The sequence below is a fragment of the Tepidimonas aquatica genome (genome assembly GCF_007556585.1).
GTDB lineage: Bacteria > Pseudomonadota > Gammaproteobacteria > Burkholderiales > Burkholderiaceae_C > Tepidimonas > Tepidimonas aquatica.
Map to the genome: position 1 here is coordinate 13,639 of NZ_VJNA01000024.1, position 25,162 is coordinate 38,800.

The window sequence follows — 25,162 nt, forward strand, 5'->3', positions numbered from 1 at the left end:
ATGGAAACCAAGTGGTTGGAAGATTTCGTGGCGCTGGCGCAAACCGGCAGCTTCAGCCGGGCGGCGCAGCTGCGCCACGTCACGCAGCCGGCGTTTTCGCGCCGCATCCAGGCGCTGGAAGCCTGGGCCGGGGTGGACCTGGTGGACCGCAGCTCCTACCCCACGCGGCTGACCGAAGCCGGCCGCACGCTGCACGCGCAGGCGCTGGAGATGCTGCAGCAACTGCACACCACGCGCGCGCTGCTGCGCCAGCACAGCGCCGTGGCCAAGGACACGGTGGCGTTTGCCGTACCGCACACGCTGGCGTTTACGTTTTTTCCGGCCTGGCTGGCGCGGCTGCGCCCGCACCTGGGCATGGTCAAGACGCAGCTGGTGGCGCTCAACGTGCACGACGCGGTGTTGCGCTTCACCGAGGGTGGGTGCGACCTGCTGCTGGCGTACCACCACGTGTCGCAGCCGCTGGAGCTTGACCCGCAGCGCTACGACATGCTGACGCTGGGGCGGGAAGTGGTGGCGCCGTTTGCCCGCCCAGGGCCCGACGGCCAACCGCTGGCGCGCCTGCCCGGGACAGCGCGCTCGCCGGTGCCGTACCTGGCCTACGCGCCGGGCGCGTACCTGGCGCGGGTGGTGGACTGGGTGCTGCGCCAAGCAGGCCAACCCGTGCACCTGGAGCGGATCTACGAAACCGACATGGCCGAAAGCCTCAAGGCCATGGCCATCGAAGGGCATGGCGTGGCCTTTTTGCCCACCAGCGCCGTGCAGCCCGCGCTGGCCGATGGCCGGCTCGTCAGCGCCGCGGGTGACGAGGCGGCGCGCTGGTGCGGCGAGCTTGACATCCGGCTGTACCGCCCGCGCGGCGACCGCCTCAAGCCGGCTGCGCAGCGCCTGTGGGACGACGTGTACCGTTTGCACCACGGCACAACCCCGCGGGGGCAGGGTTGATACGCTGACCCGGCGCGTGCGAAAACGGTAAGATGCGCACACTTTCGCTCTCAACCCGAGAAAGGATCGCAGCATGAAACGTACCTTGCTTGCGCTGGCCCTGACGGCAGCCGCGGCCACCACCGCCCACGCCCAGGCCAACGACACCCTGGCCAAGATCAAGTCCACCGGCGCGGTCACCATGGGTGTGCGTGAATCGTCGGGCGTGCTGTCGTACACGCTGGGCGACGGTCGCTACACCGGCTACCACGTCGAAATCTGCCAGCGCGTGTTGGCCGACATCCAAAAGCAGCTGGGCCTGGCCAAGCTGGACATCAAGTACCAGCCGGTGACGTCGCAAAACCGCATCCCGCTGGTGCAAAACGGCACCGTGGACATCGAGTGCGGCTCCACCACCAACAACACCGCGCGCCAGCGTGACGTGGCGTTTGCCGTGACCACCTTCATCGAGGAAGTGCGCATCGCGGTCAAGGCCAACTCGGGCATCCAGTCGATCAAGGACCTCAACGGCAAGACGGTGGCCACCACCACCGGCACCACCTCGGTGCAAACGCTGCGCAAGCACGAGCGCGCCGCCGGCGTGGACTTCAAGGAGGTTTACGGCAAGGACCACGCCGACAGCTTCCTGCTGCTGGAGTCGGGCCGGGCGGACGCGTTTGTGATGGACGGCTCGCTGCTGGCAGGCCTGATCGCGCGCGCCAAGAACCCGGCCGACTTCAAGATCGTGGGCGAGGTGCTCAGCGTCGAGCCGATCGCCATCATGTTGCGCAAGGACGACCCGGCGTTCAAGAAGGCCGTGGACGACTCCATCATCGCGATGATGAAGTCCGGCGAGATCGCCAAGATCTACGACAAGTGGTTCATGCAGCCCACCCCGCCCAACGGCGTGCGCATGAACATGCCGATGAGCGAGGCGCTCAAGGCCGCCATCGCCAACCCGAACGACCGCCCGATGGAGGCGTACCAGACCAAGTGACGGTCTGACGCCCGCGTCGCGCATGCCCCCCCCGAGCGCCGCCCGCGGCGCGTCGGGGTCTTTTGTTTGGTCACCTCGGAGTGTCTACACATGCAATGGGACTGGCAGGTGTTCTGCGAGGACACCATCACGCGTGAGGTGCAGCCACGCTGCTTCGGGCAGGGGGGCGACATCACGTACCTGGACTGGATGCTGTCGGCCTGGGGCTGGACAGTGTCGGTGTCGTTGTTGGCGCTGTTGCTGGCGCTGCTGGTGGGCTCGGTGGTGGGCACGCTGCGCACGCTGCCCGGCGCGCCGTGGTTGGTGCGGCTGGGCAACGCGTGGGTGGAGCTGTTTCGCAACATCCCGCTGCTGGTGCAAATCTTTCTTTGGTACCACGTGATCCCGGCGTTGGTGCCACCGCTCAAAGGCGTGCCCGGGTTTGTGCTGGTGGTGGTGGCGTTGGGCCTGTTCACCTCGGCGCGCATCGCCGAGCAGGTCAAGTCCGGCATCCAGTCGCTGCCGCGCGGGCAGCGCAACGCGGCGCTGGCGCTGGGCCTGACGCAGGCGCAAGCCTACCGCTACGTGCTGCTGCCGATGGCGTTTCGCATCATCATCCCGCCGCTGACCAGCGAGGCGATGAACGTGTTCAAAAACTCGTCGGTGGCGTTTGCCGTGTCGGTGACGGAGCTGACGATGTTCGCCATGCAGGCGCAGGAAGAAACCGCACGCGGCATCGAGATCTACCTGGCCGTCACCGGCCTCTATGTGGTGTCGGCGTTTGCGATCAACCGGCTGATGGCCTTCATCGAGCGGCGTGTGCGGGTGCCGGGCTTCATTGCGGCCGGTGGTGCGGCAGGGGGGCACTGACGATGTTGGACAACCTCGACTGGTCGTTTTACCGCTGGGACGTCATCGGGCCCTTTGTGGCCAAAGGCTTGCAGTTCAGCGTCATGCTCACCGTGGTGGCCACGCTGGGCGGCATCGCTTTGGGCACGCTGCTGGCGTTGATGCGGCTGTCCGGGCGGCCCTGGCTGGTGTGGCCCGCCACCGTCTATGTCAACGGCATGCGCAGCATCCCGCTGGTGATGGTGATCCTGTGGTTCTTTTTGTTGGTGCCGCTGATCATCGGCCGGCCCATCGGCGCGGAGCTGTCGGCGGCGATCACTTTCATCGCGTTCGAGGCGGCGTACTTCAGCGAAATCGTGCGTGCCGGCATACAGTCCATCCCGCGCGGGCAGGTGTACGCGGGCCTGGCGCTGGGGCTGACCTACGGGCAAAACATGCGCTACGTGATCCTGCCGCAGGCGTTTCGCAACATGTTGCCGGTGTTTCTGACGCAGACCATCATCCTGTTTCAGGACACCTCGCTGGTGTACGCCATCGGCGCGTACGACCTGCTCAAGGGCTTTGAGGTGGCGGGCAAAAACCACGGCCGCCCGATCGAGGCCTACCTGGCCGCCGCCGTCGTTTATTTCGTCATTTGTTACAGCCTGTCGGCGCTGGTCAAGCGGTTGCATGCGCGCATCGCCATCATCCGCTGACCCTGGCGCAGCGTTTTGACCGAACACCCAAGGATGTCGTGATGGAACGACCGATGATCGAACTCAACAACGTGTCCAAGTGGTACGGGCCGGTGCAGGTGCTCCACGACTGCTCCACCCGTGTGCGCAAGGGCGAGGTGGTGGTGGTGTGCGGGCCGTCGGGCTCGGGCAAGTCCACGCTGATCAAAACCATCAACGCGCTGGAGCCGATCCAGCAGGGCGAAATTTGGGTCAATGGCGAGCCGGTGCACGATCCGCGCACCAACCTGCCCAAGCTGCGCGCGCGCGTGGGCATGGTGTTCCAGCACTTCGAGCTGTTTCCGCACCTGACGGTGACCGAAAACCTGACGCTGGCGCAGGTCAAGGTGCTGGGGCGCAACCCCACCGACGCGCAAAAGCACAGCCTCAAATACCTGGAGCGCGTCGGCCTGCTGGCGCACAAAGACAAGTACCCGGGCCAGCTGTCGGGCGGTCAGCAGCAGCGCGTGGCCATCGCGCGCGCGCTGGCCATGGACCCGATCGTGATGCTGTTCGACGAACCAACCTCGGCACTGGACCCCGAGATGGTGGGTGAGGTGCTCGACGTCATGGTCAGTCTGGCGCAGGAGGGCATGACGATGATGTGCGTCACGCACGAAATGGGCTTTGCGCGCAAGGTCAGCGACCGCGTCATCTTCATGGACGTGGGCGGCAAGATCCTGGAGGACTGCACGAAGGACGAGTTTTTCGGCAACCCCGAGGCGCGCCAGCCGCGCACGAAGGACTTCCTCAACAAGATCCTGTCGCACTGAAGGCGTCACGCGCAGGCTGGCGTGACGCCACGCCCCCCACAGACCTCGGGGGGATGGCGGACCCGGCTGGCCAGCGGCGTCGGCCAGCCGGGGCGCCTGCCATCACTGCGCCAGGGCGCTGACCAGCGGTCGTTTTTCCAGCGTCCACTGGTGCAGCGAGCCATCGTACAGCCGCGTCTGGGTGTTGCCCAGCAGCTCCGAGGCCACGAACCACGGCAGGCTCGACAAGTGGCCGCTGTTGCAATAGGTGATCAGGGGCTGCGCGGGGTCGATGCCCTGCACCTTGAACAGTTGCCGGTATTGCTCGGGCTTGAGCAATTTGACCGCGCCGCCGCTGACAAGGTGGGTGGTTTCCGGCGCCAGCCACTTGGCTCCGTCAATGTGGCCGTAGGCGTAGACGTAGTCGCGCTTGACCAAGCCGTGGTACAGCGCGGCGTCGCGGGCATCCACCACCTGCACGCCCTTGCCGGCGGCCGCGGCAACGTCGTCCGATTCGGCCAGGTAGCGCGCGCGCCGGTCGGCTTTGGCGCTCCACTGGCCAACCTTAGGTGCCGGGGCTTCGGTGCTGAAAGGGCGCCCTTCCAGCAGCCAGGCCACCATGCCGCCGTCGAGCAGGGCGACGTTGTCTTCGCCCCACACCTTGAACTGCCAGTAGGCGCGCGCGGCGTCGTTGAGTTCCGCCAGCGACTGGCCGGTCGGCACGATCACAATGGGTTTGTCGCCGTCGATGCCGGCGTCACGCACGATTTTTTCGAACGCCGGCGCATCGGGCAGCAGGTATTTGACCTTGAGGTCGCCGATGGTGCGCTCCACGCGCATGCGCTTGCTCGGCAACAAGCGCGAGCCGGGGATGTGGCCGCCGAACTCCTCGAGCTGCTTCTTGCCGTCTTTGGTGGTGACGATTTCGGGCTTGGCGGTGAACGATTTGTCGTCGCCGCGCACCTCCAGCACCTGCACGTTGTTGAGGTTGTCGGCCAGCCACTGGGTGCTGACCACGGGGCCAGGCAGCGTGGTTTGGGCCCAGGCGCTCAGCCGGGTGGTGAAGCCCGTCGCCCCCAGGCCGTGCCCGGTCAGCACGAACGTGGCCAGCAGCGTGACCCCCAGCGCCACCCCGGCCAGCCAGGGGTTCCAAAAAGGTTTGGGTGTGGTGTTCATCGATACGCGCCCCGATGCAATACGGGGCACCGTATATGAACGGTGCGCTGCAGTTGCAATCGGGCGTGACCGCAGGCCTGCGGCCCGGTGCGACAATGCGCGCCATGAGCGCGCCCGACACCCTGACCCTGATCCGCCCCGACGACTGGCACACGCACCTGCGCGACGGCGCGGCGCTGGCCACCACGGTGCCGCACACCGCGGCGCAGTTTGCGCGGGCCATCGCCATGCCCAACCTCAAGCCGCCGCTGACCACCGCCGCGCAGGCCGAGGCGTACCGCCAGCGCATCCTGGCCGCGCGGCCACCCGGCGCGGCGTTCGAGCCGCTGATGACGCTGTACCTGACCGGCAACCTGCCGCCCGACGAAATCGAGCGCGCGTGGGCCGCGGGCGTCGTTGCCGTCAAGCTGTACCCGGCCGGGGCCACCACCAACAGCGACGCCGGCGTGACCGACCTGCGCAAAACCCACCGCACGCTGGAAGCGATGCAGCGCCACGGCCTGCTGCTGTTGGTGCACGGCGAGGTGACCGACCCCGACATCGACGTCTTTGACCGCGAGGCGGTGTTCATCGAGCGGGTGCTGGAGCCGTTGCGGCGCGACTTCCCGGCACTGAAGGTGGTGCTGGAGCACATCACCACCCGTGACGCCGCCCAGTACGTGGCCGAGGCCGGCCCTAACTTGGCTGCCACCATCACCGCGCACCACCTGCTGTACAACCGCAACGCCATCTTCAGCGGGGGGCTGCAGCCGCACTACTACTGTTTGCCGGTGCTCAAGCGCGAGGAACACCGCCGCGCGCTGGTGGCCGCAGCCACCAGCGGCAGCGCCAAGTTTTTCCTCGGCACCGACAGCGCCCCGCACCCCGCGCACCTGAAGGAATGCGCCGGCGCCTGCGCTGGCTGCTACACCGCGCCAGCGGCGCTGGAGCTGTACGCCGAAGCGTTCGAAGCCGCTGGCGCGCTGGACAAGCTCGAAGGTTTTGCCAGCCTGCACGGCCCGGCGTTTTACGGGCTGCCGGTCAACACCACCCGCGTGACGCTGCGGCGCCAAGACTGGACACTGCCCGACAGCTACCCGCTGGGCGAGGCCATCGTCAAGCCGCTGCGCGCCGGGCAAACCCTGCGCTGGCGGCTGCAGGCGTAAGTGTGGACGGTGGCGGGGCCGACGTGCTGCCACCACGGTGAAAGGAGCGGTCGATGCGCATCCTGACTTGGAACGTGCAATGGTTTCGCGGCATCGACGGCCGTGTCGACGTGGCGCGTGTGCTGCACCATGCGCTGCAGTGGGGGGAGCAGCCGCATCTGATTGGCTTGCAAGAGGTGGCGCAACACTGCGCGGGTCTGGACGGTGCCGGCTGTGCCGACCAGGTGGCGCAGGTGCGCGCCTGCCTGCCTGGCTACGAGGTGTTTTACGCGCCGGCGGTGGACGACTGGCGCCCCGGGCTGGCGCAGCGGCAGCGCTTTGGCAACCTGATCGCGACGCGCTTGCCGGTGCTGCGGGTGCACCCGCAGCCGCTGCCGTACCCAGCCGACCCGGCGGTGCCGTCGATGCCGCGCGTGCTGGCCGCGTTGACGGTGCTGGCCCCTTGGGGGGCGCTGCGCGTGGGCTGCACGCACCTGGCGTACTACAGCGCCCGGCAGCGCCTGGCGCAGGCGCAGGCCCTGGTGGCGTGGCAGCAGGAGGCGGCGCAGGTGGCCAACGCGCCCCCCGCTGCGGGCGACGAGCCGCCCGACCAGCCGTTCCAGTCCCGCTCCCATGCCGTCGACGCGGTGTTGATGGGCGACTTCAACGCCCCGCCGCACGACGCCGCTTACCGCGCGCTGGTGGAGGGCACCTCACCCGTGTGGTGGGACGCGTGGGTGGCGGCCAACCCGGGGCGGCCACAGCCGCCCACCTTCCGGGTGCACGAGGCCGGCACCACCCCTGTGCTGTGCGATTACGTTTTCGTTACGGCGGGGCTGCGCGCGTGGGTGCGTCGGGTGGTGGTGGACGAAGACACCACGCTGTCCGACCACCAGCCGATACTTATGGAACTTGCGCCGCCCAACCCGATCTGACGCCAGTGGCGCCCGGCGATGCTGGGCGTGGCCCGGTGCGCCGGCCCCCTTGCACCAAGGCCCGTGCGTCCCCATTTAAGCTAGGCCATCGATCCAACGTATCCACCCTCGACGGAGTTCCGATGAAACGTATCCTGTTGCTGGTTCTGACCAACCTCGCCGTGATGGCGGTGTTGTTGATCACCACCCGCATCCTGGGGGTGGATCGCTTCCTGACCGCCAACGGCCTCGACACCACGGCGCTGGCGGCGTTTTCGCTGATCATCGGCTTTGGCGGCGCATTCATCTCGCTGCTGATGAGCAAGCCCATGGCCAAGTGGAGCACCGGCATGGTCATCATCGACCAGCCGCGCACGCCCGATGAAGCCTGGCTGCTGGCCACCGTGCGCAAGTTAGCCGACCGAGCCGGCATCGGCATGCCCGAAGTCGGCATTTACGAAGGTGAACCCAACGCCTTTGCCACCGGTGCGTTCAAAAACGACGCCCTGGTGGGGGTCTCGACAGGCCTGTTGGCCAACATGACGCGCGAGGAAGTCGAAGCGGTGCTGGCGCACGAAGTGGCACACATCGCCAACGGCGACATGGTGACGATGACCCTGATCCAGGGCGTCATGAACACCTTCGTCGTGTTCCTCAGCCGTGTCATCGGCTACGTGGTCGACAGCTTCTTGCGCCGCGGCGACAGCGAACAGTCCGGCCCCGGCATCGGCTACATGGTCACCAGCATCGTGATGGAAGTGGTGCTGGGCTTTTTGGCCGCCATCATCGTGGCGTGGTTCAGCCGCCAGCGCGAATTCCGCGCCGACGCTGGCGCGGCCATGCTGATGGGCCGCAAGCAGCCGATGATCAACGCGCTGGCCCGCTTGGGCGGCTTGGAGCCGGGCGCGCTGCCGCAGGGCATGCAGGCGCTGGGCATCACCGGTAACCTGGGCAAGCTGTTCGCCACCCACCCGCCGATCGAAGAGCGCATCGCCGCGTTGCAGGCGCTGTGAGACAGGTAGACGATGCGCTGGCCTATCTGCGCTACCTTGCGTCGATTGCGCATTTGCAGGACATTCACTACCGTTGGCGTCCTTACCTCCGTGATGCAGATGACGATATGGTGTTGGAGTGCGCGGTGGCCTCAGCCAGCCGGTACATCGTGACCCACAACACCGCCGATTTTCGTGGAGCCGAGCGGTTGGGTGTGAAGGCCATCACACCAGCCGAGTTTTGGGCCTTGTGCCAGGGAACATGAACGATGGGTGCGGTCACGGTGCGTTTGCCTGCGGCGGTGCACGCTAAAGTCAGTGAGTTGGCCTCGCGCGAAGGCATCTCGATCGATCAATTCGTCGCCAGCGCCGTCGCTGAGAAAATGGCGTGCGTGTTGACGTTGGATTTTTTGCGGCACGAAGCGGCGCATGGGCGGCGCGCCGATTTTGAGCGCTACCTGGACGCAGTCCCTGACGAGCCGCCAGCGCAGCCTGATCGGTTGCCAGGATCGTGAGCGCCGTCTCACCCGTACGCCAGCGCGCTGCGCGGGATGCGGTCGGGTGGCGGGGGGGCGACGCCCAGCAGGAGGCAGCCCAAGGCCTCGGCGACGCGGATGCCATCTACGGCCGCCGACAAAATGCCGCCGGCGTAGCCCGCGCCTTCGCCGGCGGGGTACAGCCCGGCGGTGTTGGGGCTTTGGTGGTCGACGCCACGCGCCACCCGCAGCGGTGACGAGGTGCGCGTCTCGACGCCGGTGAGCACGGCGTCGGGCAGGTCAAAGCCCGGCAGTTGGCGCGCCAACGCCGGGATAGCCTCGCGCATCGCTTGCACGGCCCATGGTGGCAGCACGGCCGCCAGGTCGGCGGGCGTCACACCCGGCTTGTACGATGGCTGCACGTCGCCCAGCGTGGCGCTGGCGCGGTCCAGCACAAAATCCTGCACCCGCTGCACTGGGGCGTTGTAGTTGCGCCCGCCGGCGACAAAGGCTGCGCTTTCCAACTGTCGTTGCAGCACCACGCCTGCCAGTGGGTGGACCGCGCCCTGCGCGGCCAGCGCCGCGGCTTGGTGCGCGTAGCGTGCGCCGGCCTCGCCGCCGAAGGCGGCGACCCAAGCGGCACGACCAATGTCGCCGCAGTCGGCCGGCTGCAACCCCACCACCAACCCGGCGTTGGCGTTGCGCTCGGCACGGGAATACTGGCTCATGCCGTTGGTGACCACCCGCTCGGGCTCGCTGGTGGCCGCCACGACGGTGCCGCCCGGGCACATGCAAAAGCTATACACGCCGCGACCGTTGCCCGCATGGTGCACCAGTTTGTACGCGGCGGCGCCCAGCAACGGGTGACCCGCGTGGCGCCCCCAGCGTGCGCGGTCGATCAGGCTTTGCGGATGTTCGATGCGCACCCCCACCGAAAACGGCTTGGCCTCCATCGCCACACCGGCGGCGTGCAAGGCCTCGAAGGTATCGCGCGCGCTGTGGCCCAGCGCCAGCACCACGTGGGTGGCGGGCAGCTCGTGCACCTGGTCGCTGGACAGGTCGCGCACCCGCAGCGCGCGCAGCCGCCGCCGGCCGTCGGCGTTCTCGTGCAGCAGCAGCGCCTCGACGCGCTGTTCGAAGCGCACCTCGCCCCCCAGCGCCTCGATGCGTGCGCGCAAGCCCTGCACCACCTTGACCAGCTTGAAGGTGCCGATGTGCGGGTGGGCTTCGTACAGGATCTCGGGCGGGGCGCCCGCCGCCACGAAGGCCTGCAGCACCCGCCGCCCAAGGTGACGCGGGTCCTTGACCTGGCTGTACAGCTTGCCATCGGAAAACAACCCCGCGCCGCCTTCGCCAAACTGCACGTTGGACTCGGGGTTGAGCACGCGCCGCCGCCACAGCCCCCAGGTGTCCTGCGTGCGGCGCCGCACCGGGCGGCCGCGCTCCAGCACAATGGGGCGCAGCCCCATTTCGGCCAACGTCAGCGCGGCAAAGATGCCGCACGGCCCAAAGCCCACCACCACCGGCCGCACGGGACTGCGTTCGGCCCATCCGGCCGGGGCGACGGCCGGGGGTCGCCAGGTCATGTCGGGCGTGGGCTGCACGTGCGGGAGGCCGCGCAGGCGTTGCAGCGCGGCGGCTTCCTGCGCGGGGTCGGCCAGCGCCACGTCCACGATGTACACGGCGCGCACCTGGGCGCCACGGGCATCGAAGGCGCGCTTGTGTACGTGCAGCGTGGCGATGGCGTCGCCGGCTACCCCCAGGGTCTGGGCAGCCAGCTCGCGCAGCGCCGCTTCGGGGTGCGGGGGTGGCGCACGGTCGGCGTCGGTTTCGGACGGTGCGTCAGCAGGGCGGCGCTCGGGCACCGGCAGCGCGTCCAAGGGCAGCTTCAGTTCGGCAATGCGGATCATCGTGGGTCCTCTGGGCCCGTGGTCATCGGGCAGCTCAGGGTGGATCAGGCGCGCATCTTACGTGCTGTGGCAGCCGGCCGTGGTGCGCGCCGTTGGGTGGCTGGCAGCTTGGGCGGGCTTGGGTGATAATGTCGACGTGAAGCCCGCCAGACCGCCGCTGGCGCACCAGCCCGCAAGGGCGCGCTGGAGGAACGTCCGGACTGCACAGGGCAGCGTAGGAGGTAACGCCTCTCCACCGCGAGGTGAGGATTAGAGCCACAGAGACGAGCCGGTTCAGACCGGGGTGAAACGCGGCAATCTCTACGCGCAGCAACACCAAGTAGGCCAGCCTGGGGGCAACCTCTGCCTGTGGCCCGCAGGCCGCGCTGGCGGGTAGGTGGCATCGAGCCGCTCGGGTGACCGGCGGCCCAGAGGAATGGCGGTCACGCGGGGCTTGCCCCGCGCACAGAATCCGGCGTACCGGCGGGCTTCACACCTCTATCACGCCCAACCAGTGGCGGTGGCCCGCATCTGGAAGCGGGGTGCGCCGAAGCGTGAACGGCATATTATGTTGTTTGGGTGGGTGCGGGCGCGTACCGACTTTGTAACGCATCCCCATGGGCTTTGTCGACCAAACGCTGTCGCTCGGCAAAGCTGGCCACCAGGTCGCTGGCTTCGTCCAGCCGCCGCTGCTGTGCCTTGCATGGCGCTGACCTCAGCCCCGGAGGCGCTTTTTGTCAGTCTGAAAGACCGCGAACGAAGGCCTCAATCACGGGTTGCATTTGGGCTGTGGTTTGCAGCGTGGGCAGGCCCATCAGGCATAGCCTGACCAATCCATTAAGAAAGCATTTGGTAGCCACGGCGGCCTGCTGTGGCGCGATGTCCTGCCGGAGGCTGCCCGTTTGCCGAGCCTGGGTATACACCTGTTCCAGCTTGCTGATAAGTTCCTCGCTGTACGTTACCCATTCTTTTAAATCCTCGGCCCGCTCCCCGGCGAACTCGCACTTAAACTCCATGATCTCGAGTACCCCTCTGAGCCGAGGATTGGTAAGCGTTTCGGCAAGCCCTAGCAGAAAATTGTACACCCGCACCATCGGGTCCGTGTTCGTTTCAGCCAGTAGTGTGGTGTCCAGCTGCTCAATAAATGGCGAGGTTACCTCGTCGCACAGAGCCTGAAGGATTTGTCGTTTGTCTGAAAAGTGCCAATACACAGCACCACGAGTCACGCCCGCTGTGCGGGCGATCAGCTCCAGTGTGGTCGCCGACACACCATGGGTATGGAAGCAGTGCTGCGCAGCGGCAAGCAGCTGCGCCCGGGTCTGGGCGGCCTCCTCTTTCGTTCGCTTAACCATAGGGGATAGGGCAGCACGCCTTTACATACAGACATGAATGTATGCGCAGTATACTTGACCGCCTAAAGCAGCTCGTCCAACACATGGGGCCCACCTCCGTGTCGGGCGATCTTTGAGGGCCAATGATTCATAGGGGCATACGTTCATGATGCTAAGCCGAGCTTGTGTATGGGGTGATCTGGGGAGGTTGTGCTGTGTGGTATTTTCGGCCACCCTGCTGGTGGCCTGTAAGGGGCCGGAGGGTGCCGTTGAAAGTGCAACGGCTGGAGCTGCACCGGCGCTGCCCGTACAGATCAAGGAGGTGCAAGAGCAAGACTTGCCGCTGACGCTGGAGGTGGTGGGGCAGGCCGAGGGCTCCAAGCAAGTGGAAGTGCGCGCGCGGGTGACCGGCCTGATCGAGCGCCAGCGTTACCAGGAAGGCCAGCCGGTGCGTGCCGGCGCGGTGCTGTACCAGATCGAGCGTGCGCCCTTCGAGATCGCGCTGCAACAGGCGCGTGCCCAGTTGGCGCAGCAGCAGGCGCAGCTGGAGCAGGCGCGGCGCGAGTACGAGCGGCTGCGTCCACTGGCCGAGTCGCGCGCGGTCAGTCAGCGTGAGGCCGACAGCGCCCAATCGACGCTGCAGCTGGCCCAGGCGGCCGTGGCCCTGGCGCAGGCCCAGGTGCGCGAGGCCGAGCTGAATCTGTCCTACACCACGGTGACCGCGCCGATCGCGGGCATCAGTGGCCGGTCGTTGAAGTCTGAAGGGGCGTTGGTCAACCCCAGCACCGACAGCTTGCTGACCACCATCACGCAGGTCGATCCGATCTGGGTGCGCTTTGCCCTGTCGGAAGCCGAGGTGGCCCGTTTGCGCCAAAGCGGCGGCACGCAGGTGCGGCTGACCGATGCCCAGGGTGCGCCGCTGTTGGGGCCGGGCAAGCTCAACTTCGCGGGCTCCACGGTGGATGTGAGCTTGGGCACGGTGCCCTTGCGCGCCGAGTTTGCCAATCCGCAGCAGCGGGTGTTGCCGGGGCAGTTCGTCAAGGCGCACGTGGAGTTGGGCCGGGTGCGCGGCTTTTTGGTGCCGCAATCGGCCGTGATGCAAAACGAGCAAGGCCGCATGGTGTGGGTCGTGCGCGAGGGGCAGGCGCAGCTCGCGCCCATCCAAACCGGCGGCTGGCACGGCAGCGATTGGGTGGTGACCGGTGGCTTGAAGGCCGGTGACCAAGTCATTCTGAACAACCTGATGAAGCTGCGCCCGGGCGCGCCGGTGACGGTGCAGGCCGCGGCGACGGCCCCGGCGGCTTCGGCGGCCAGCCAGTGAGGGGGGAGTATGAACTCACGCTTTTTCATCGAGCGGCCGATCTTTGCGGCCGTGTTGTCCATCGTCATCGTGCTGGCCGGCCTGGTGTCGATGCGGGTCCTGCCGATCGCGCAGTACCCCGAGATCGTCCCGCCGACGGTGACCATCTCCGCCTCGTACCCGGGGGCTTCGGCCGAAACGCTGGCCACCACGGTGGCTGCGCCGATCGAGGAGCAACTCTCGGGCATCGAAGGCTTGCAGTACTTCAGCTCCAGCGCCTCGTCCAACGGGACGGTGGAGATCACCGCGACCTTCGAGGTGGGCACCGACATCGACAAGGCCACCTTCAACGTCAACAACCGCGTGCAGCTGGCCACGCCACGTCTGCCTGACGAGGTGCGCCGCAATGGCGTGGTGGTGGCCAAGCGCTCCAACAACTTCCTGTTGGTCATCGCGCTGAATTCCCCCAAAGGCACGCACGACGAGTTGTTCCTGTCCAACTACGCCACGCTCAACATCCTGGATGAGCTCAAGCGCATCCCCGGCGCGGCCGATGTGCAGGTCTTCGGTGCGCGTGACTACTCGATGCGCATTTGGCTCAACCCCGACCGCATGGCGCAGCTGGGGGTGACGCCGGCCGATGTGGCCGCAGCCATCAGCGCGCAAAACGCGCAATACGCGGCCGGCAAGATCGGCGCGCAGCCGGCGCCGGCGGGTCAAGAGCTCGTCTACACCGTCACCGCGCGGGGCCGGCTGCTGCGGCCGGAGGAGTTCGGCGACATCGTTTTGCGCGCCAGTGGTCCCAGTGGCGTGCTGCGCCTGCGCGACGTGGCTCGCGTGGAGATGGGCGCGCAAAGCTACGACCAATCCAGCTACGTCGATGGCAAGCCCTCGATCGCCATCGGGGTGTTCTTGCAATCCGGCGCCAATGCGCTGGATGTGGGCGACGCCGTCAAGGCCAAGATGGTGCAGCTCAAGCGCGAGCGTTTCCCCGAGGATGTGGACTACGTCATTCCGTACGACACGACGCTGTTCGTGTCGGCCTCCATCGGCGAGGTGGCCAAGACGGTGATCGAGGCCGCGCTGATCGTGTTGGTGGTGGTGTTCGTGTTTTTGCAAACCTGGCGCGCCACCTTGATCCCGATGCTGGCCGTGCCGGTGTCGCTCATCGGCACCTTCGCGGGGCTGTGGCTGCTGGGCTTTTCGATCAACACGCTGACGTTGTTTGCCATGGTGCTGGCCATCGGCATCGTGGTGGACGACGCCATCATCGTGATCGAAAACGTCGAGCGCCTGATGCGCGAAGAGAAGATGAGCCCCTTTGCGGCCGCCATCGAGGCCATGCGTGAAGTCTCTGGCGCGGTGGTGGGCATCGTGCTGGTGCTGTGCGCGGTCTTCATCCCGGTGGCCTTCATGGGCGGCATCGCCGGGCAGTTGTACCGGCAGTTCGCGGTCACGGTGGCCATCTCGGTGGTGTTGTCCGGTGTGGTGGCGCTCACCCTTACGCCGGCCTTGTGTGCGTTGCTGCTCAAGCCGCACGAGCATGGCGGCCCCACCCGCCTGGAGCGCTGGTTTGGGCCGTTCAACCGCGGCTTTCAGTGGCTGACGCAGCGTTACCTCGGCGGTGTGCAGCTCGTGCTGAAGTGGCGCGCGGCCGCCCTGGTGGCCTTTGCACTGATGCTGGGGGGCGCAGGCTGGTTGCTGGCCACCGTGCCAGGCAGTTTCGTGCCCGATGAGGACCAAGGCTCCATCATCGCCTCGGCGGTCTTGCCCGATGGAGCGACGCTGGCGCGCACCGAGCGCACCACCGAGCAGCTGCGCCAGATGAATGCTGACAACCCGGCCATTCAAAATTTCTTCGCCATCAACGGCTTCGATTTCCTCGGTGGCGGCGCCAAGGCCAATGCGGCCACCATCTTCATTTCGATGAATCCGTGGGAGCAGCGCCAGCAAAGCTCGCAGCAGCTGGCGCAGGCCGTCTCGGGCATGGGCTTGGCGCTGCCCGATGGCATTGCCTTTGCGTTCAACCCGCCGGCCATTTTGGGCTTGGGCCAAGCCGGCGGCTTCGAAGTGTTCGTCCAAGGCCGCACCGAGCCGGATCCGATGAAGCTGGCGCAAGTCACGCAAGACTTCATCGCCGCGCTGTCCCAGCATCCGGCCCTGACCGGGCTGCAGACCTTCTACCGCCCCACCGTGCCGCAGCTGCGTGTCGAGGTCGATCGTGAAAAGGCCCTGGCGCTGGGGGTGCCGGTCAGCGAGGTGTTCGCGGCGCTGCAGGCGCAGATGGGGTCGTACTACGTCAATGACTTCAACCGCCAAGGCCGTACCTACCGTGTCACGATGCAAGCCGATGCGCCTTTCCGCGCCAAGCCCGAGGACCTGGGCCGGCTGTATGTGCGCTCGCAAACGAGCGGTCAGATGATCCCGCTGAAGGTGCTGATCCGCGTCAGTGACATCGTCGGGCCCGAGCAGGTCGAGCGCTACAACGGCTACATCGCCGCCAAGATCTTCGGCAGCGCCGCGCCGGGCCACAGCTCCGGTGAGGCCATCGCCGCGGTGGAGCAAGTGGCGCGCGAGCATCTGCCAGCGGGCTACTCGATCGAGTGGACCGGGCAGGCCTTCCAAGAAAAGCGCACCGGCAGCGCCTCGGTGTTTGCCTTTGGCTTTGCGCTGATCATGGTGTACTTGATTCTGGCGGCGCTGTACGAGCGCTGGGGTGTGCCGATGGCGGTGATGCTGGCTGTGCCCTTTGCCGTCACCGGCGCGTTGTTGTTGGTGTTCCTGCGGGGCTTGGAAAACGACATCTACTTCCAGATCGGCCTGGTGGTGCTGATCGGCCTGGCGGCCAAGAATGCCATCTTGATCGCCGAGTTCGCCATGCAGGGCATGGAGCGCGGCTTGTCGGCGGTGGCCGCCGCGCTCGAGGCGGCGCGGCTGCGTTTCCGCCCGATCGTGATGACCTCGCTGGCGTTCGGTCTGGGTGTGGTGCCGCTGATGATCGCCACCGGCGCCGGTGCGGCGGCGCGCCAGTCGATGGGCACGGGCGTGTTCGGTGGCATGCTGGTGGCCACCTTCATCGCCCCCATGTTCATCCCCTTGTTTTTCACCTTGTTGGCCCGCAAGCCGCGGCCACAGCACAACCACGCGCCTGGCTCGACCGAGGAGGTGCCCGTATGAACATCCGCTGCAACCCGTCTTGGCCTGCGCGCAGCCTGCCGCTGCTGGCAGCGGCCTTGCTCAGCGCTTGTGCGGCCGTGGGGCCGGACTATGAACGCCCGGCGGTGAATCTGCCGGCGCAGTATGCGGTACCTGTGCCGGCCAGCGATGCGCCGCAGGTAACGGCCACGTGGTGGACCTTGTTTGGGGACGCCACGCTCAACGAGCTGATGGAGGCGGCGCGGCGCCACAACACCGATGTGCAGGCGGCGGTGGCGCGTGTGGAGCAGGCCGAAGCCGTGCTGCGCGAGGCCGACGCGTTGCGCTGGCCTTCGCTGGGCTTGAGTGGCAGCGCCGCGCGGCAGCGCACCAGCGAACTGTCGGCCACCGGCAATGGGGCCACCTTCAGCACCTTCCAGCTGGCCGCCACCACGGACTTCGAGATCGACTTTTGGGGCCGCTTGCGCCGCGCCTCGGAGGCGGCCCGCGCCCAAGCGCTGGCCACCGACTACGCCCGTGAGGTGGTGTGGCAAACGGTCAGCGGCTTGCTGGCGCAGAGCTATTTCAGCTTGCGCATGCTCGATGAGCAAATCGCTCTGAGCCAGCAGACCCTGGCCTCGCGCGAGGAGAGCCTGCGCTTGTTGCGTGTGCGCTTGCAAGCCGGCGCGGCGGCCAGCCTGGATGTCGAGCAGGCCGAGGCCGAGCGGGCGCAAGCGGCCGTGCAATTGCGCGAGCTGCAACGCCAGCGGGAACTGGCGCGCTCGCAGCTGGCGCTGTTGAGTGGCCAGCCACAGCTGCAGTTGGCCGCGGGGGCGGTGCGCGATTTGCCGGTGCCCCCGGTGCCGCCGGCGGGGCTGCCCTCGACGCTGCTGGAGCGCCGACCCGATGTGCGGCAGGCCGAGGCGCTGCTGGCGGCGGCCAATGCGCAAATCGGTGTGGCGCGCGCGGCCATGTACCCCAGCATTTCGCTGACCGGGTTGTTGGGCGGACAAAGTGCCGAATTGTCCGACTTGCTCAAAAGCGGTGCGCGCATCGGCACCCTGGGGCTGAGCGTGGATCTGCCGATGTTCGACGCTGGGCGGCGTCGTGCCCAAACCGAGCAAGCCCAAGCCCGCCAGCGCGAAGCCCTGGCGGCCTACCAGGGGGCGGTGCAAGCGGCGTTTCGCGACGTGGGCGATGCCCTGACCAACCTCGAAGCGGCCCGTGCCGCGCAGGCCGATGTGCAGCGCGCCGCCCAAGCCAGTGAGCAGGCCCTGCGCATCGCCCAGCAGCGTTACGAGGCCGGCTACTCGCCCTACCTGGAGCTGCTGGAGGCCCAGCGCAGCGCCAATGCGGCGCAGTTGCAGGTGCTGGACAACCGCCGCGCCCAATTGGCCGCCACGGTGGAGTTGTTCAAGGCGCTGGGCGGGGGGTGGCAGGACGCTCAGCGGTCTGCCCAGGCGGCGTCAGGGACGGGCCCACAGACGCCTGGTCCATGACGCGTGCAAACAAAGAGGGGTCCAGCCGACGCAGGTGCGCCAGCAACGACCGCCGGGCCACCGGCCACAACTCGGGCGACACGTCGTCGTAGGCGTGCGCCACCCACGTGTCCAGGTCGGCGTCGGGGTGCGCGGCCAGCACCCGCGCAATTTTGGCCTCGCGCCGCAGGCGGTGCTGCACCAACTGCGCGATGGCCGTGGCCGACTCGCCCAGCACGCGACCGTGCGCAGGCAAAATGGCGCGCACACCAGCGGCGTCGCACAGCACCCACAGCCGCTGCAGCGAGGCCAGGTAGGCGTCCATGTCGCCATCGGGCGGGTCAATGACGGTGGTGCTACCGTTGAGGATGTGGTCGCCACTGAACAGCAGGCCGTCTTCTTCGAGCAGCAGGCACACGTGGTTGGCCGCGTGGCCCGGCGTGTGCAGCGCCAGCAGCGTGTGGCGCGGCTGGCCGTCCGGGTCGTGCAGCTGCAGGCGTTCACCGTCGGCCAGCGCGCGCTCGGGCACAAAGTGGCTGTGGGCGCGCGCCGTCACGGCACTGGGCAAGCCCAGCACCGGCGGCTTGGGCCGTCCCGCCGCCATCACCAGCGCCTGCAGCGGGTACGCGCCCGGCGCGTGGTCGGGGTGCGAGTGCGTGCAGACGATGGCGCGCACGTCCGCACCTGCCGCGGCCAGCAGGCGCTGTAGGTGCGCTGGGTCGTGCGGGCCGGGGTCGATGACGACGTACCCCGTGGCCACACTGCCGACCAGGTAGCTGTTGGTGCCGGGGCCGGTCATGCGGCCAGGGTTGGGGGCGGTCAACCGCTGCACGTGCGCCAGCAGCGCCACCGCAGCGTCGTGCTGCCACGGGGCCGCGTCGGGCACCAGTGCGGCCGGCTTCAGAGGAGCGCGCGCCACGGTGGGGGCGGGTGTTGCAACCATGTGACCAGATGTGAGCGACGTTGCCCCTCGTAACCGCTGGCCGGCGCCGTGCTGGTCAGCGTCAAGGGCCTGGGGCACAATGGTAAACGTGCGGCGCCCAGCGTGCACACCCCCGTACGACAAGGAGTTCATCATGCAACATCTCACCGAGAAACGGCCCATGGTCAGCGGCGGCTTGGCCACCGCGGTGGTGCTGGCCGTGCTGGCCAGTGGCTGCGCCAACATGAGCGAAGAGCAAAAATCCGGCACCGCCAAAGGAGCGATGATCGGGGCGGCAGCCGGGGCGGTGCTGGGGGCCGTGACCGACGGCAGCAAAGGCGCGGTGCGCGGCGCGGCCATCGGGGCGGGCGCGGGGGCGCTGGGCGGCTACGTGTGGTCCAGCCGCATGGAGCAGCAAAAGCGCGAGATGGAAGCCGCCACCGCCGGCACCGGTGTGGCCGTGACGCAAACCGCGGACAACCGCCTCAAGCTCGAAATCCCGAGCGACATTTCGTTCGACGTCGGGCGCACCGACATCAAGCCCACCTTCCGCAGCGTGCTCGACACCTTTGCCGACGGGCTCAGGCGCAACCCCGCGGCGCGCGTCACCATCATCGGCCACACCGACAGCACCGGCAGCGACGCCGTCAACAACCCGCTGTCGATCAACCGCGCCGCGGCCGTGCGCGACTACCTGGTCAGCCGCGGCGTGGACATTGGGCGCATCGCCATCGATGGGCGCGGCTCGCGTGAACCCATCGCCAGCAACGCCACGCCCGAAGGGCGCGCGCGCAACCGGCGGGTGGAAATCTTCGTGGCGGAGCAGACCGGCTGATGCGCGTGCCCTTCACCAAGATGCAGGGTGCGGGCAACGACTTCATCGTGCTCGACGAAACGCGCCAGCGCTACCACCTGAACCCCGCGCAGTACCGCTGGCTGGCCGACCGGCACTTTGGTGTCGGGGCCGACCAGATCCTGACCGTGAGGCCCGCGCCCAGCCCGGCGGTGGACTTCGAATACGTCATCCACAACGCCGACGGCGGCGAAGTCGAAAACTGCGGCAACGGGGCGCGCTGCTTTGTGCGCTACGTGCACGACGCCGGGCTGACCCCCAAGCGCTGCGTGCGTGTGGCCACGCGCTCAGGCGTGTTGACGCTGCAGTTGCAGGACGACGGGCGCGTCACGGTGGACATGGGCGCGCCCGTCTTCGAGGCCGAGCGCGTACCCTTTGAGCCCACCGGGCTGACGCCGCAGCCCGAGGGCGATTGGCTGCGCTGGCCGCTGGACGTGCCGGGCGTGGCGGCGCCCGTGTCGGTGGCGGTGCTGTCGATGGGCAACCCGCATGCTGTGCTGCGCGTGGACGACGTCGACGCCGCCCCCGTCGCCGACTGGGGGCCACGCATCGAGGGCCACGCCCGCTTCCCGCGGCGCGTCAACGTGGGCTTCATGCAGGTGTTGGATCGTGGCCACGCGCGGCTGCGCGTGTACGAGCGCGGCGCGGGCGAGACCCTGGCCTGCGGCACCGGCGCGTGCGCCGCGGTGGTGGCCGGCATCCGCCTGGGCTGGTTGGACGAGCGGGTGGACGTCGCGTTGCGCGGCGGTGTGCTGACCATCGAGTGGCCCGGCCTGCGCGAAGGGCTGGCCGCCCACGTGCGCATGACCGGTCCGGCCGAGCCTGTCTTCACCGGCGTGGTCGACGTGCCCGACCTGCACTGAAGGGGCGGCACCTGTTGCACAATGCAGCGCCATGAACGCCCCTGCCGCCCTGCAACCCATCACCGAAGACGACATCGCCCAGTTCCTGCTGAACCGGCCGGATTTTTTCGAGCGTCACGCGGAGCTGCTGGCCGCCGTGCAGCTGACCAGCCCGCTCACCGGCCGTGCGGTCAGTCTGCTGGAGCGTCAAGTCGAAATCCTGCGCGAACGGCTGCGCCAGTGGGAACGGCGCGCCGCCGACATGGTGCGCCACGGCCAGGACAACATGGCCCTGCTGGACCGGCTGCACCGTTGGACCTGCGCCCTGCTGGCCGAGGGCGACCCCGCCGCGCTGCCGACGCGCATCACCGAGGGGCTGCGGCAGACCTTTGCCGTGCCGCAGGTGGCCTTGCGGCTGTGGGGGGTGGCGCCGGCCTGGGCCGATGCCCCTTGGGCCGCCCCGGTGGATGACGAAGTGCGCGCCTTCGCGCGGTCGCTGCCGCGGCCCTACGTGGGCACCAACCCGGGGGTGCAGGCCGTGCAATGGTTGGACGACCCCGCCGCGGTGGCCTCGGTGGCGCTGCTGCCGCTGCGCGCGGACGAGCAAGCCTCTGCCTGCGGCCTGCTGGTGCTGGCCAGCCCCGACCCGCAGCGCTTTGCGGCCGACGCCGGCACCGACCTCGTGCAGCGTCTGGCCGAGCTGGCCGCCGCCGCCGTGCAGCGGCTCTACGACCCCGCCGCAGCGGCCTGAACCGGCTGGACGGGCGCCGATGAACACGCCGACGACGCCCGACGACGACGCGGCCCTGCTGCAGGCCTACCTGGAGCACGTGCGCGTGCAGCGGCGCCTGAGCGCACGCACCCAGCAGCTGTACCGCACGCACCTGCACGGTTTGTTGCAGCGCGTCCAGGCCGAAGGGTTGACGCTGCTGACCGTGCACCCCGCCCAGGTGCGCCGCTGGGCGGCGCAACTGCATGCCCAGGGGTACGAGCCGCGCGGCATCGCGCTGGTGTTGTCGTGCTGGCGCGGGCTGTACACCTGGCTGAGCCGCCAAGGCCTGATCGAGCGCCACCCCGTGCAGGGCATCCGCGCGCCCAAAGCCGCCCGCACGCTGCCCAAGGCGCTGCCGGTGGAAGGCGCGCTGCATTTGGTCGAGGCTGGCCGGCCGGGGGACGACGCACCGGACCCCGCGGCCGCGGTGATCGCCCGCCGCGACCAGGCGCTGGTGGAATTGCTGTACGGCTGCGGCCTGCGCCTGGGCGAGCTGTTGGGGCTGGACCTGCAACCCAACCCGCACGCGCGCGGCTGGATCGACCTGCCCGGCGCCGAGGCGCACGTGCTGGGCAAAGGCGGCAAATGGCGCAGCGTGCCGGTGGGGCCGGCGGCCTGCGCGGCGCTGCAGGCATGGCTGGCCGTGCGCCCCGCGCTGCAGCCCGCGGCGGGCGAGCAGGCCGTGTTCATCGGTGCGCGCGGTGCGCGCCTGACGCCGCAGGTGGCGCGCCGCAGCGTGGCGGCCTGGGCGCAGCGCGCCGGCCTGCCCCAGCACGTCCATCCCCACATGCTGCGGCACAGCTTTGCCAGCCACGTGCTGCAATCCAGCGGCGACCTGCGTGGGGTGCAGGAGCTGCTGGGCCACGCCAGCATCACCACCACCCAGGTCTACACGCGGCTGGACTTTCAACACCTGGCGCGCGTGTACGAAGCCGCGCATCCGCGCGCGCGCCGTGGCCGGCCGGGATAGGGGCCGTCACACTGAGCGATACCAACGTGCAGCCCTAGGGCCACGGAGCGCAGGCTCCGTGGGCCGCGGATCGGGCAGCGCCGTGATCGGTGCGACCGTGCGGGAAGCCCCGGGGTGTAAAGGGGCAAGCTTTGGCGGGACAATACGTGGCCTCATCGCAAGACAAGGAGACTGCCATGCTGCACCGTATCGTTCGTTGGGTCGCCCTGATGTGCACAGGCCTGATGCTGGCCGCCACCGCCCACGCGGCCGAGCCGATCAAGGTCGTCTACCACCTTAGCGAAGGGATTCCCCAAGCCTCGCGCGCCATCGGCAACATCCGCAACCACCTCAACGCCGACCCCACGGCCAAAATCGTCGTCGTTACCCACGGGCTGGGCATCGACTTTTTGCTCGAAGGCGCCACCAACCAGCAGGACCAACCCTTTGCCGGTGCCGTGGCCGACCTGGCCAACAAAGGCGTGGAGTTCCGCGTCTGCAACAACACCTTGATGGCGCGCAAGATCGACCCAAACAAGCTCGTACCTGAAGCCAAGATCGTGCCGTCCGGCGTGGCCGAAGTGGCCAAGCTGCAGGCGCGCGAAGGCTTCGTGTACCTGCGCCCGTAAGCCCAGCCGCTTGCGCCCCGTCGGGCCGCGGGGCGCTCACATCCCCCACACCCCCACGGTGCGGCTGCCGACTTGCTCGGTGGTGCGGGTCGCTCGGCACGCGTTCATACCGTTGGCGTTGATGCCTGAACGCTGCATCCAAGCACCTGCTCGATCAACCGTGCGTAGATCCGGTTGGCTGCACGCCACCGTCTCCTCACGGCTGAAGTTGCCCAGCCGCAGCGATTCGGCCTTGATGTTGAAAGCGCTGCCGCCCGTGATGATGTCGCCACCGCCGCTGTGGATGCGGTAGTCGCGCACGTCGCGCACACCGCACAGCACCACGGTTTGCGGAAAAGCCTGCGGGCGCTGCGCGTAGCCGGCGCGGATTTGGCGCAGCAGCGAAATGAGCGTGTCGCCCACCAACGCGTCGACCTCATGCGGGGCGTGCAGCACGAAGTAGCGCTTGGCCTCGATCAGCGCCAGCACTTCGTCCACGTCAATCCGCTGCAGCGGGTCGAGCATGTAGTGGTCATCGGGCCGCGAGGGGCCGGCGGTGTTGAATTGCTTTTCGGCCATGGGGGCTGTGTAGCGTTACCACGCGCGCCATGCGCGCACGGCGCTGCAAGCATGGCCACGCGCTCGCGCCTGCGTCTGCCATACGCCGTGTTCATCCCCTGCGGGCGGCCTTGGCCACGGTCTAGTCTGCTCGCGCCAGCGCCGCCTGGCCGGGTGGGACAATCGCTCCCTATGAAGACGATACGACTGCATGAGGGCAAGGAGCGCTCGCTGCTGCGCGGCCACCCCTGGGTGTTCGACACGGCCATCGCGCGCGGGCGCGCCGACCTGGGCGAGACGGTGCGCGTGGAAGCGGCCGACGGGCGCTTTTTGGCCTGGGGGGCGTACGCACCGGCGTCGCGCATCCGGGTGCGGGCCTGGAGTTGGGACGAGGCCGAGCGCATCGACGCCGGTTTTTTCGAGCGGCGGCTGTGCGCGGCCATTGGGTTGCGCGAGCGGATGGGCATCGACAGCGACGGCGTGCGCCTGGTGCATGGCGAGTCTGACGGGCTGCCCGGCCTGATCGTGGACCGCTACGCCGACGTGCTGGTGGCGCAGTTTGGCGCCAGCGGCGTGGAGCGGCACAAGGGCCTGCTGGCCGACACGCTGCTGCGGCTGACGGGCCTGACGCGGCTGTACGAGCGCTCCGACGCCGGCGTGCGCCAACGGGAGGGCTTGCCCGCCGTGACCGGCTGGCTGCGCGGGCAGGGCGGCACCGAAGTGACGATACGCGAACACGGCTGGCGCCTGACGTTGGACGTGGCCAGCGGCCACAAAACCGGCTACTACCTGGACCAGCGCGACAGCCGCCGCGCCTGCGCCGAGCTGGTGCGCCGCTTTGGCTGCGCGCAGGTGCTCAACGCCTACTGCTACACCGGCGGCTTTACGGTGGCGGCGCTGGCCGGTGGGGCGCAGCACGTGGTCTCGGTGGACTCCAGCGCCCCGGCGTTGCAGCGCGCGCAACAACACGTGCAAATGAACGGCCTGCCGGCCGAGCGTGCCAGCTTTGTCGACGCCGACGTCAACGCCACGCTGCGCGCCTACCTGGCCGAGGGGCGGCGCTTCGACATGATCATCCTCGACCCGCCCAAGCTCGCGCCCAGCGCCGCGCACCTGCAGCGCGCCGCGCGCGCCTACAAGGACGTCAACCGCCTGGCGTTCAAGCTGCTCAACCCCGGCGGGGCACTGCTCACCTACTCGTGCTCCGGCGCGGTGAGCGTGGAGTTGTTCCAAAAAATCGTCGCCAGCGCCGCGCACGAAGCCGGCGTGCGGGCGGCCATCCTACAGCGCCACAGCGCCGCGCCCGACCACCCGGTGGCGCTGGCCTTCCCGGAGGGCGAGTACCTGAAGGGCCTTCTGGTGGTGCGGACGTAGTGTTGCATGCAGGCAACACAGGCGGCCCGCGGCGGGCCCCAAAACTGGGCAGCCGCGCCGCTTTCTGGTGAAATATGCACCAGCTTCCCCCATGGAGGCCGCGCTGGCGGCGCCGGCGCCTTCCCAACCCTCTAGGGCCTGTTAACACTATCGCAACGATTCGACGATCAGTGCGAAGTGGATGAAGGCCGCGAACATGACGTCGAGCTTGTCGAAGCGGCTGAAGATGCGGCGGAACCCTTTCAGACGGCGGAACAG

The 25,162-nt window shown here is 68.3% G+C and carries 23 protein-coding genes, 1 other RNA gene and 2 pseudogenes; 20 read left to right on the forward strand and 6 right to left on the reverse strand.

Features of this window, described 5'->3' with window-relative positions; genetic code table 11:
- The 5 genes from Taqua_RS09485 (at nt 1) to Taqua_RS09505 (ending at nt 4,232) form a co-directional block, all read left to right on the forward strand.
- Complete coding sequence (locus Taqua_RS09485; protein WP_144326439.1) at nt 1-942, forward strand: LysR substrate-binding domain-containing protein; 942 nt, start codon at nt 1-3, stop codon at nt 940-942.
- A gap of 73 nt (nt 943-1,015) precedes the next feature.
- Nucleotides 1,016-1,918, forward strand: a complete 903-nt coding sequence (locus Taqua_RS09490; RefSeq protein ID WP_144326440.1) for an amino acid ABC transporter substrate-binding protein — start codon at nt 1,016-1,018, stop codon at nt 1,916-1,918.
- A gap of 90 nt (nt 1,919-2,008) precedes the next feature.
- The gene (locus tag Taqua_RS09495) at nt 2,009-2,767 is read left to right on the forward strand and encodes an amino acid ABC transporter permease (RefSeq protein ID WP_144326441.1); all 759 of its coding nucleotides are present in this window, start codon (nt 2,009-2,011) and stop codon (nt 2,765-2,767) included.
- A gap of 2 nt (nt 2,768-2,769) precedes the next feature.
- Nucleotides 2,770-3,441, forward strand: a complete 672-nt coding sequence (locus tag Taqua_RS09500; RefSeq protein ID WP_144326442.1) for an amino acid ABC transporter permease — start codon at nt 2,770-2,772, stop codon at nt 3,439-3,441.
- Nucleotides 3,442-3,494: 53 nt separating this feature from the next.
- Nucleotides 3,495-4,232 (forward strand): amino acid ABC transporter ATP-binding protein, encoded by a 738-nt coding sequence (locus Taqua_RS09505; protein WP_144326460.1) that lies wholly within the window; start codon nt 3,495-3,497, stop codon nt 4,230-4,232.
- 102 nt (nt 4,233-4,334) lie between these two features.
- Here the strand turns inward: Taqua_RS09505 and Taqua_RS09510 are convergent, their stop codons facing one another.
- On the reverse strand, nt 4,335-5,387 hold the full coding sequence (locus Taqua_RS09510; protein ID WP_144326443.1) for a sulfurtransferase: 1,053 nt from the start codon (nt 5,385-5,387) through the stop codon (nt 4,335-4,337).
- 95 nt (nt 5,388-5,482) lie between these two features.
- Here Taqua_RS09510 and pyrC point away from each other — a divergent pair, with 95 nt between their 5' ends.
- From pyrC to Taqua_RS09535, 5 genes are all read left to right on the forward strand, one after another.
- A complete protein-coding gene (pyrC, locus tag Taqua_RS09515; RefSeq protein WP_144326461.1) occupies nt 5,483-6,532 on the forward strand; it encodes a dihydroorotase in 1,050 nt (349 codons plus the stop codon).
- Nucleotides 6,533-6,585: 53 nt separating this feature from the next.
- The gene (locus Taqua_RS09520; RefSeq protein ID WP_144326444.1) at nt 6,586-7,446 is read left to right on the forward strand and encodes an endonuclease/exonuclease/phosphatase family protein; all 861 of its coding nucleotides are present in this window, start codon (nt 6,586-6,588) and stop codon (nt 7,444-7,446) included.
- Between the two features lie 122 nt (nt 7,447-7,568).
- Complete coding sequence (gene htpX / locus Taqua_RS09525) at nt 7,569-8,438, forward strand: protease HtpX (RefSeq protein ID WP_144326445.1); 870 nt, start codon at nt 7,569-7,571, stop codon at nt 8,436-8,438.
- Nucleotides 8,435-8,683 carry a PIN domain-containing protein gene (locus Taqua_RS09530; protein WP_144326446.1) on the forward strand — a complete coding sequence of 83 codons (249 nt, stop codon included), beginning with the start codon at nt 8,435-8,437 and terminating at the stop codon, nt 8,681-8,683. The genes htpX and Taqua_RS09530 overlap by 4 nt, the downstream gene beginning before the upstream one ends.
- A gap of 3 nt (nt 8,684-8,686) precedes the next feature.
- Nucleotides 8,687-8,932: a toxin-antitoxin system HicB family antitoxin gene (locus Taqua_RS09535; protein WP_144326447.1), complete on the forward strand. Its 246-nt coding sequence runs from the start codon at nt 8,687-8,689 to the stop codon at nt 8,930-8,932.
- 8 nt (nt 8,933-8,940) lie between these two features.
- Here Taqua_RS09535 and Taqua_RS09540 read toward each other — a convergent pair whose 3' ends face one another.
- Entirely contained in the window at nt 8,941-10,803 is a 1,863-nt protein-coding gene (locus tag Taqua_RS09540; RefSeq protein WP_144326448.1) for an NAD(P)/FAD-dependent oxidoreductase, read from the reverse strand.
- A gap of 138 nt (nt 10,804-10,941) precedes the next feature.
- Here Taqua_RS09540 and rnpB point away from each other — a divergent pair.
- An RNA gene (rnpB, locus tag Taqua_RS09545) (RNase P RNA component class A) lies at nt 10,942-11,278 on the forward strand.
- 241 nt (nt 11,279-11,519) lie between these two features.
- On the opposite strand, the gene Taqua_RS09550 is transcribed toward rnpB, so the two are convergent.
- The gene (locus Taqua_RS09550) at nt 11,520-12,134 is read right to left on the reverse strand and encodes a TetR family transcriptional regulator (protein WP_144326449.1); all 615 of its coding nucleotides are present in this window, start codon (nt 12,132-12,134) and stop codon (nt 11,520-11,522) included.
- 148 nt (nt 12,135-12,282) lie between these two features.
- Between Taqua_RS09550 and Taqua_RS09555 the strand changes: the two genes are divergently transcribed.
- The 3 genes from Taqua_RS09555 to Taqua_RS09565 are packed head-to-tail and all read left to right on the forward strand — an operon-like array spanning nt 12,283 to nt 18,047.
- Nucleotides 12,283-13,434, forward strand: coding sequence for an efflux RND transporter periplasmic adaptor subunit (locus Taqua_RS09555; protein ID WP_281287778.1), 1,152 nt, complete (start codon nt 12,283-12,285; stop codon nt 13,432-13,434).
- Between the two features lie 9 nt (nt 13,435-13,443).
- Entirely contained in the window at nt 13,444-16,590 is a 3,147-nt protein-coding gene (locus Taqua_RS09560) for an efflux RND transporter permease subunit (protein ID WP_144326451.1), read from the forward strand.
- Nucleotides 16,587-18,047, forward strand: coding sequence for an efflux transporter outer membrane subunit (locus Taqua_RS09565; RefSeq protein ID WP_144326452.1), 1,461 nt, complete (start codon nt 16,587-16,589; stop codon nt 18,045-18,047). Before Taqua_RS09560 ends, Taqua_RS09565 begins: the two co-directional genes overlap by 4 nt.
- 22 nt (nt 18,048-18,069) lie before the next feature.
- On the opposite strand, the pseudogene Taqua_RS09570 reads toward Taqua_RS09565, so the two are convergent.
- Nucleotides 18,070-18,954, reverse strand: a pseudogene (locus Taqua_RS09570) (MBL fold metallo-hydrolase); the annotation flags it as partial.
- 175 nt (nt 18,955-19,129) lie between these two features.
- On the opposite strand from Taqua_RS09570, the gene Taqua_RS09575 reads away from it, so the two are divergent.
- The 5 genes from Taqua_RS09575 (at nt 19,130) to Taqua_RS09595 (ending at nt 22,993) form a co-directional block, all read left to right on the forward strand.
- On the forward strand, nt 19,130-19,783 hold the full coding sequence (locus Taqua_RS09575) for a YiaD family glycine zipper/OmpA-like lipoprotein (protein WP_144326454.1): 654 nt from the start codon (nt 19,130-19,132) through the stop codon (nt 19,781-19,783).
- Nucleotides 19,783-20,664: a diaminopimelate epimerase gene (gene dapF / locus Taqua_RS09580; protein ID WP_144326455.1), complete on the forward strand. Its 882-nt coding sequence runs from the start codon at nt 19,783-19,785 to the stop codon at nt 20,662-20,664. The genes Taqua_RS09575 and dapF overlap by 1 nt, the downstream gene beginning before the upstream one ends.
- A gap of 31 nt (nt 20,665-20,695) precedes the next feature.
- On the forward strand, nt 20,696-21,394 hold the full coding sequence (locus Taqua_RS09585) for a DUF484 family protein (protein WP_144326456.1): 699 nt from the start codon (nt 20,696-20,698) through the stop codon (nt 21,392-21,394).
- Nucleotides 21,395-21,413: 19 nt separating this feature from the next.
- Nucleotides 21,414-22,385 (forward strand): tyrosine recombinase XerC, encoded by a 972-nt coding sequence (locus Taqua_RS09590; protein ID WP_144326457.1) that lies wholly within the window; start codon nt 21,414-21,416, stop codon nt 22,383-22,385.
- Nucleotides 22,386-22,561: 176 nt separating this feature from the next.
- Nucleotides 22,562-22,993 carry a DsrE family protein gene (locus Taqua_RS09595; RefSeq protein ID WP_185969604.1) on the forward strand — a complete coding sequence of 144 codons (432 nt, stop codon included), beginning with the start codon at nt 22,562-22,564 and terminating at the stop codon, nt 22,991-22,993.
- Between the two features lie 36 nt (nt 22,994-23,029).
- Here Taqua_RS09595 and Taqua_RS09600 read toward each other — a convergent pair whose 3' ends face one another.
- Complete coding sequence (locus tag Taqua_RS09600) at nt 23,030-23,551, reverse strand: hypothetical protein (protein WP_221933931.1); 522 nt, start codon at nt 23,549-23,551, stop codon at nt 23,030-23,032.
- Nucleotides 23,552-23,722: 171 nt separating this feature from the next.
- Between Taqua_RS09600 and Taqua_RS09605 the strand changes: the two genes are divergently transcribed.
- Nucleotides 23,723-24,904: a class I SAM-dependent rRNA methyltransferase gene (locus Taqua_RS09605; RefSeq protein ID WP_144326458.1), complete on the forward strand. Its 1,182-nt coding sequence runs from the start codon at nt 23,723-23,725 to the stop codon at nt 24,902-24,904.
- Nucleotides 24,905-25,051: 147 nt separating this feature from the next.
- Here the strand turns inward: Taqua_RS09605 and Taqua_RS09610 are convergent.
- Nucleotides 25,052-25,162: pseudogene (locus Taqua_RS09610) on the reverse strand (IS5-like element ISCARN85 family transposase); the annotation flags it as partial.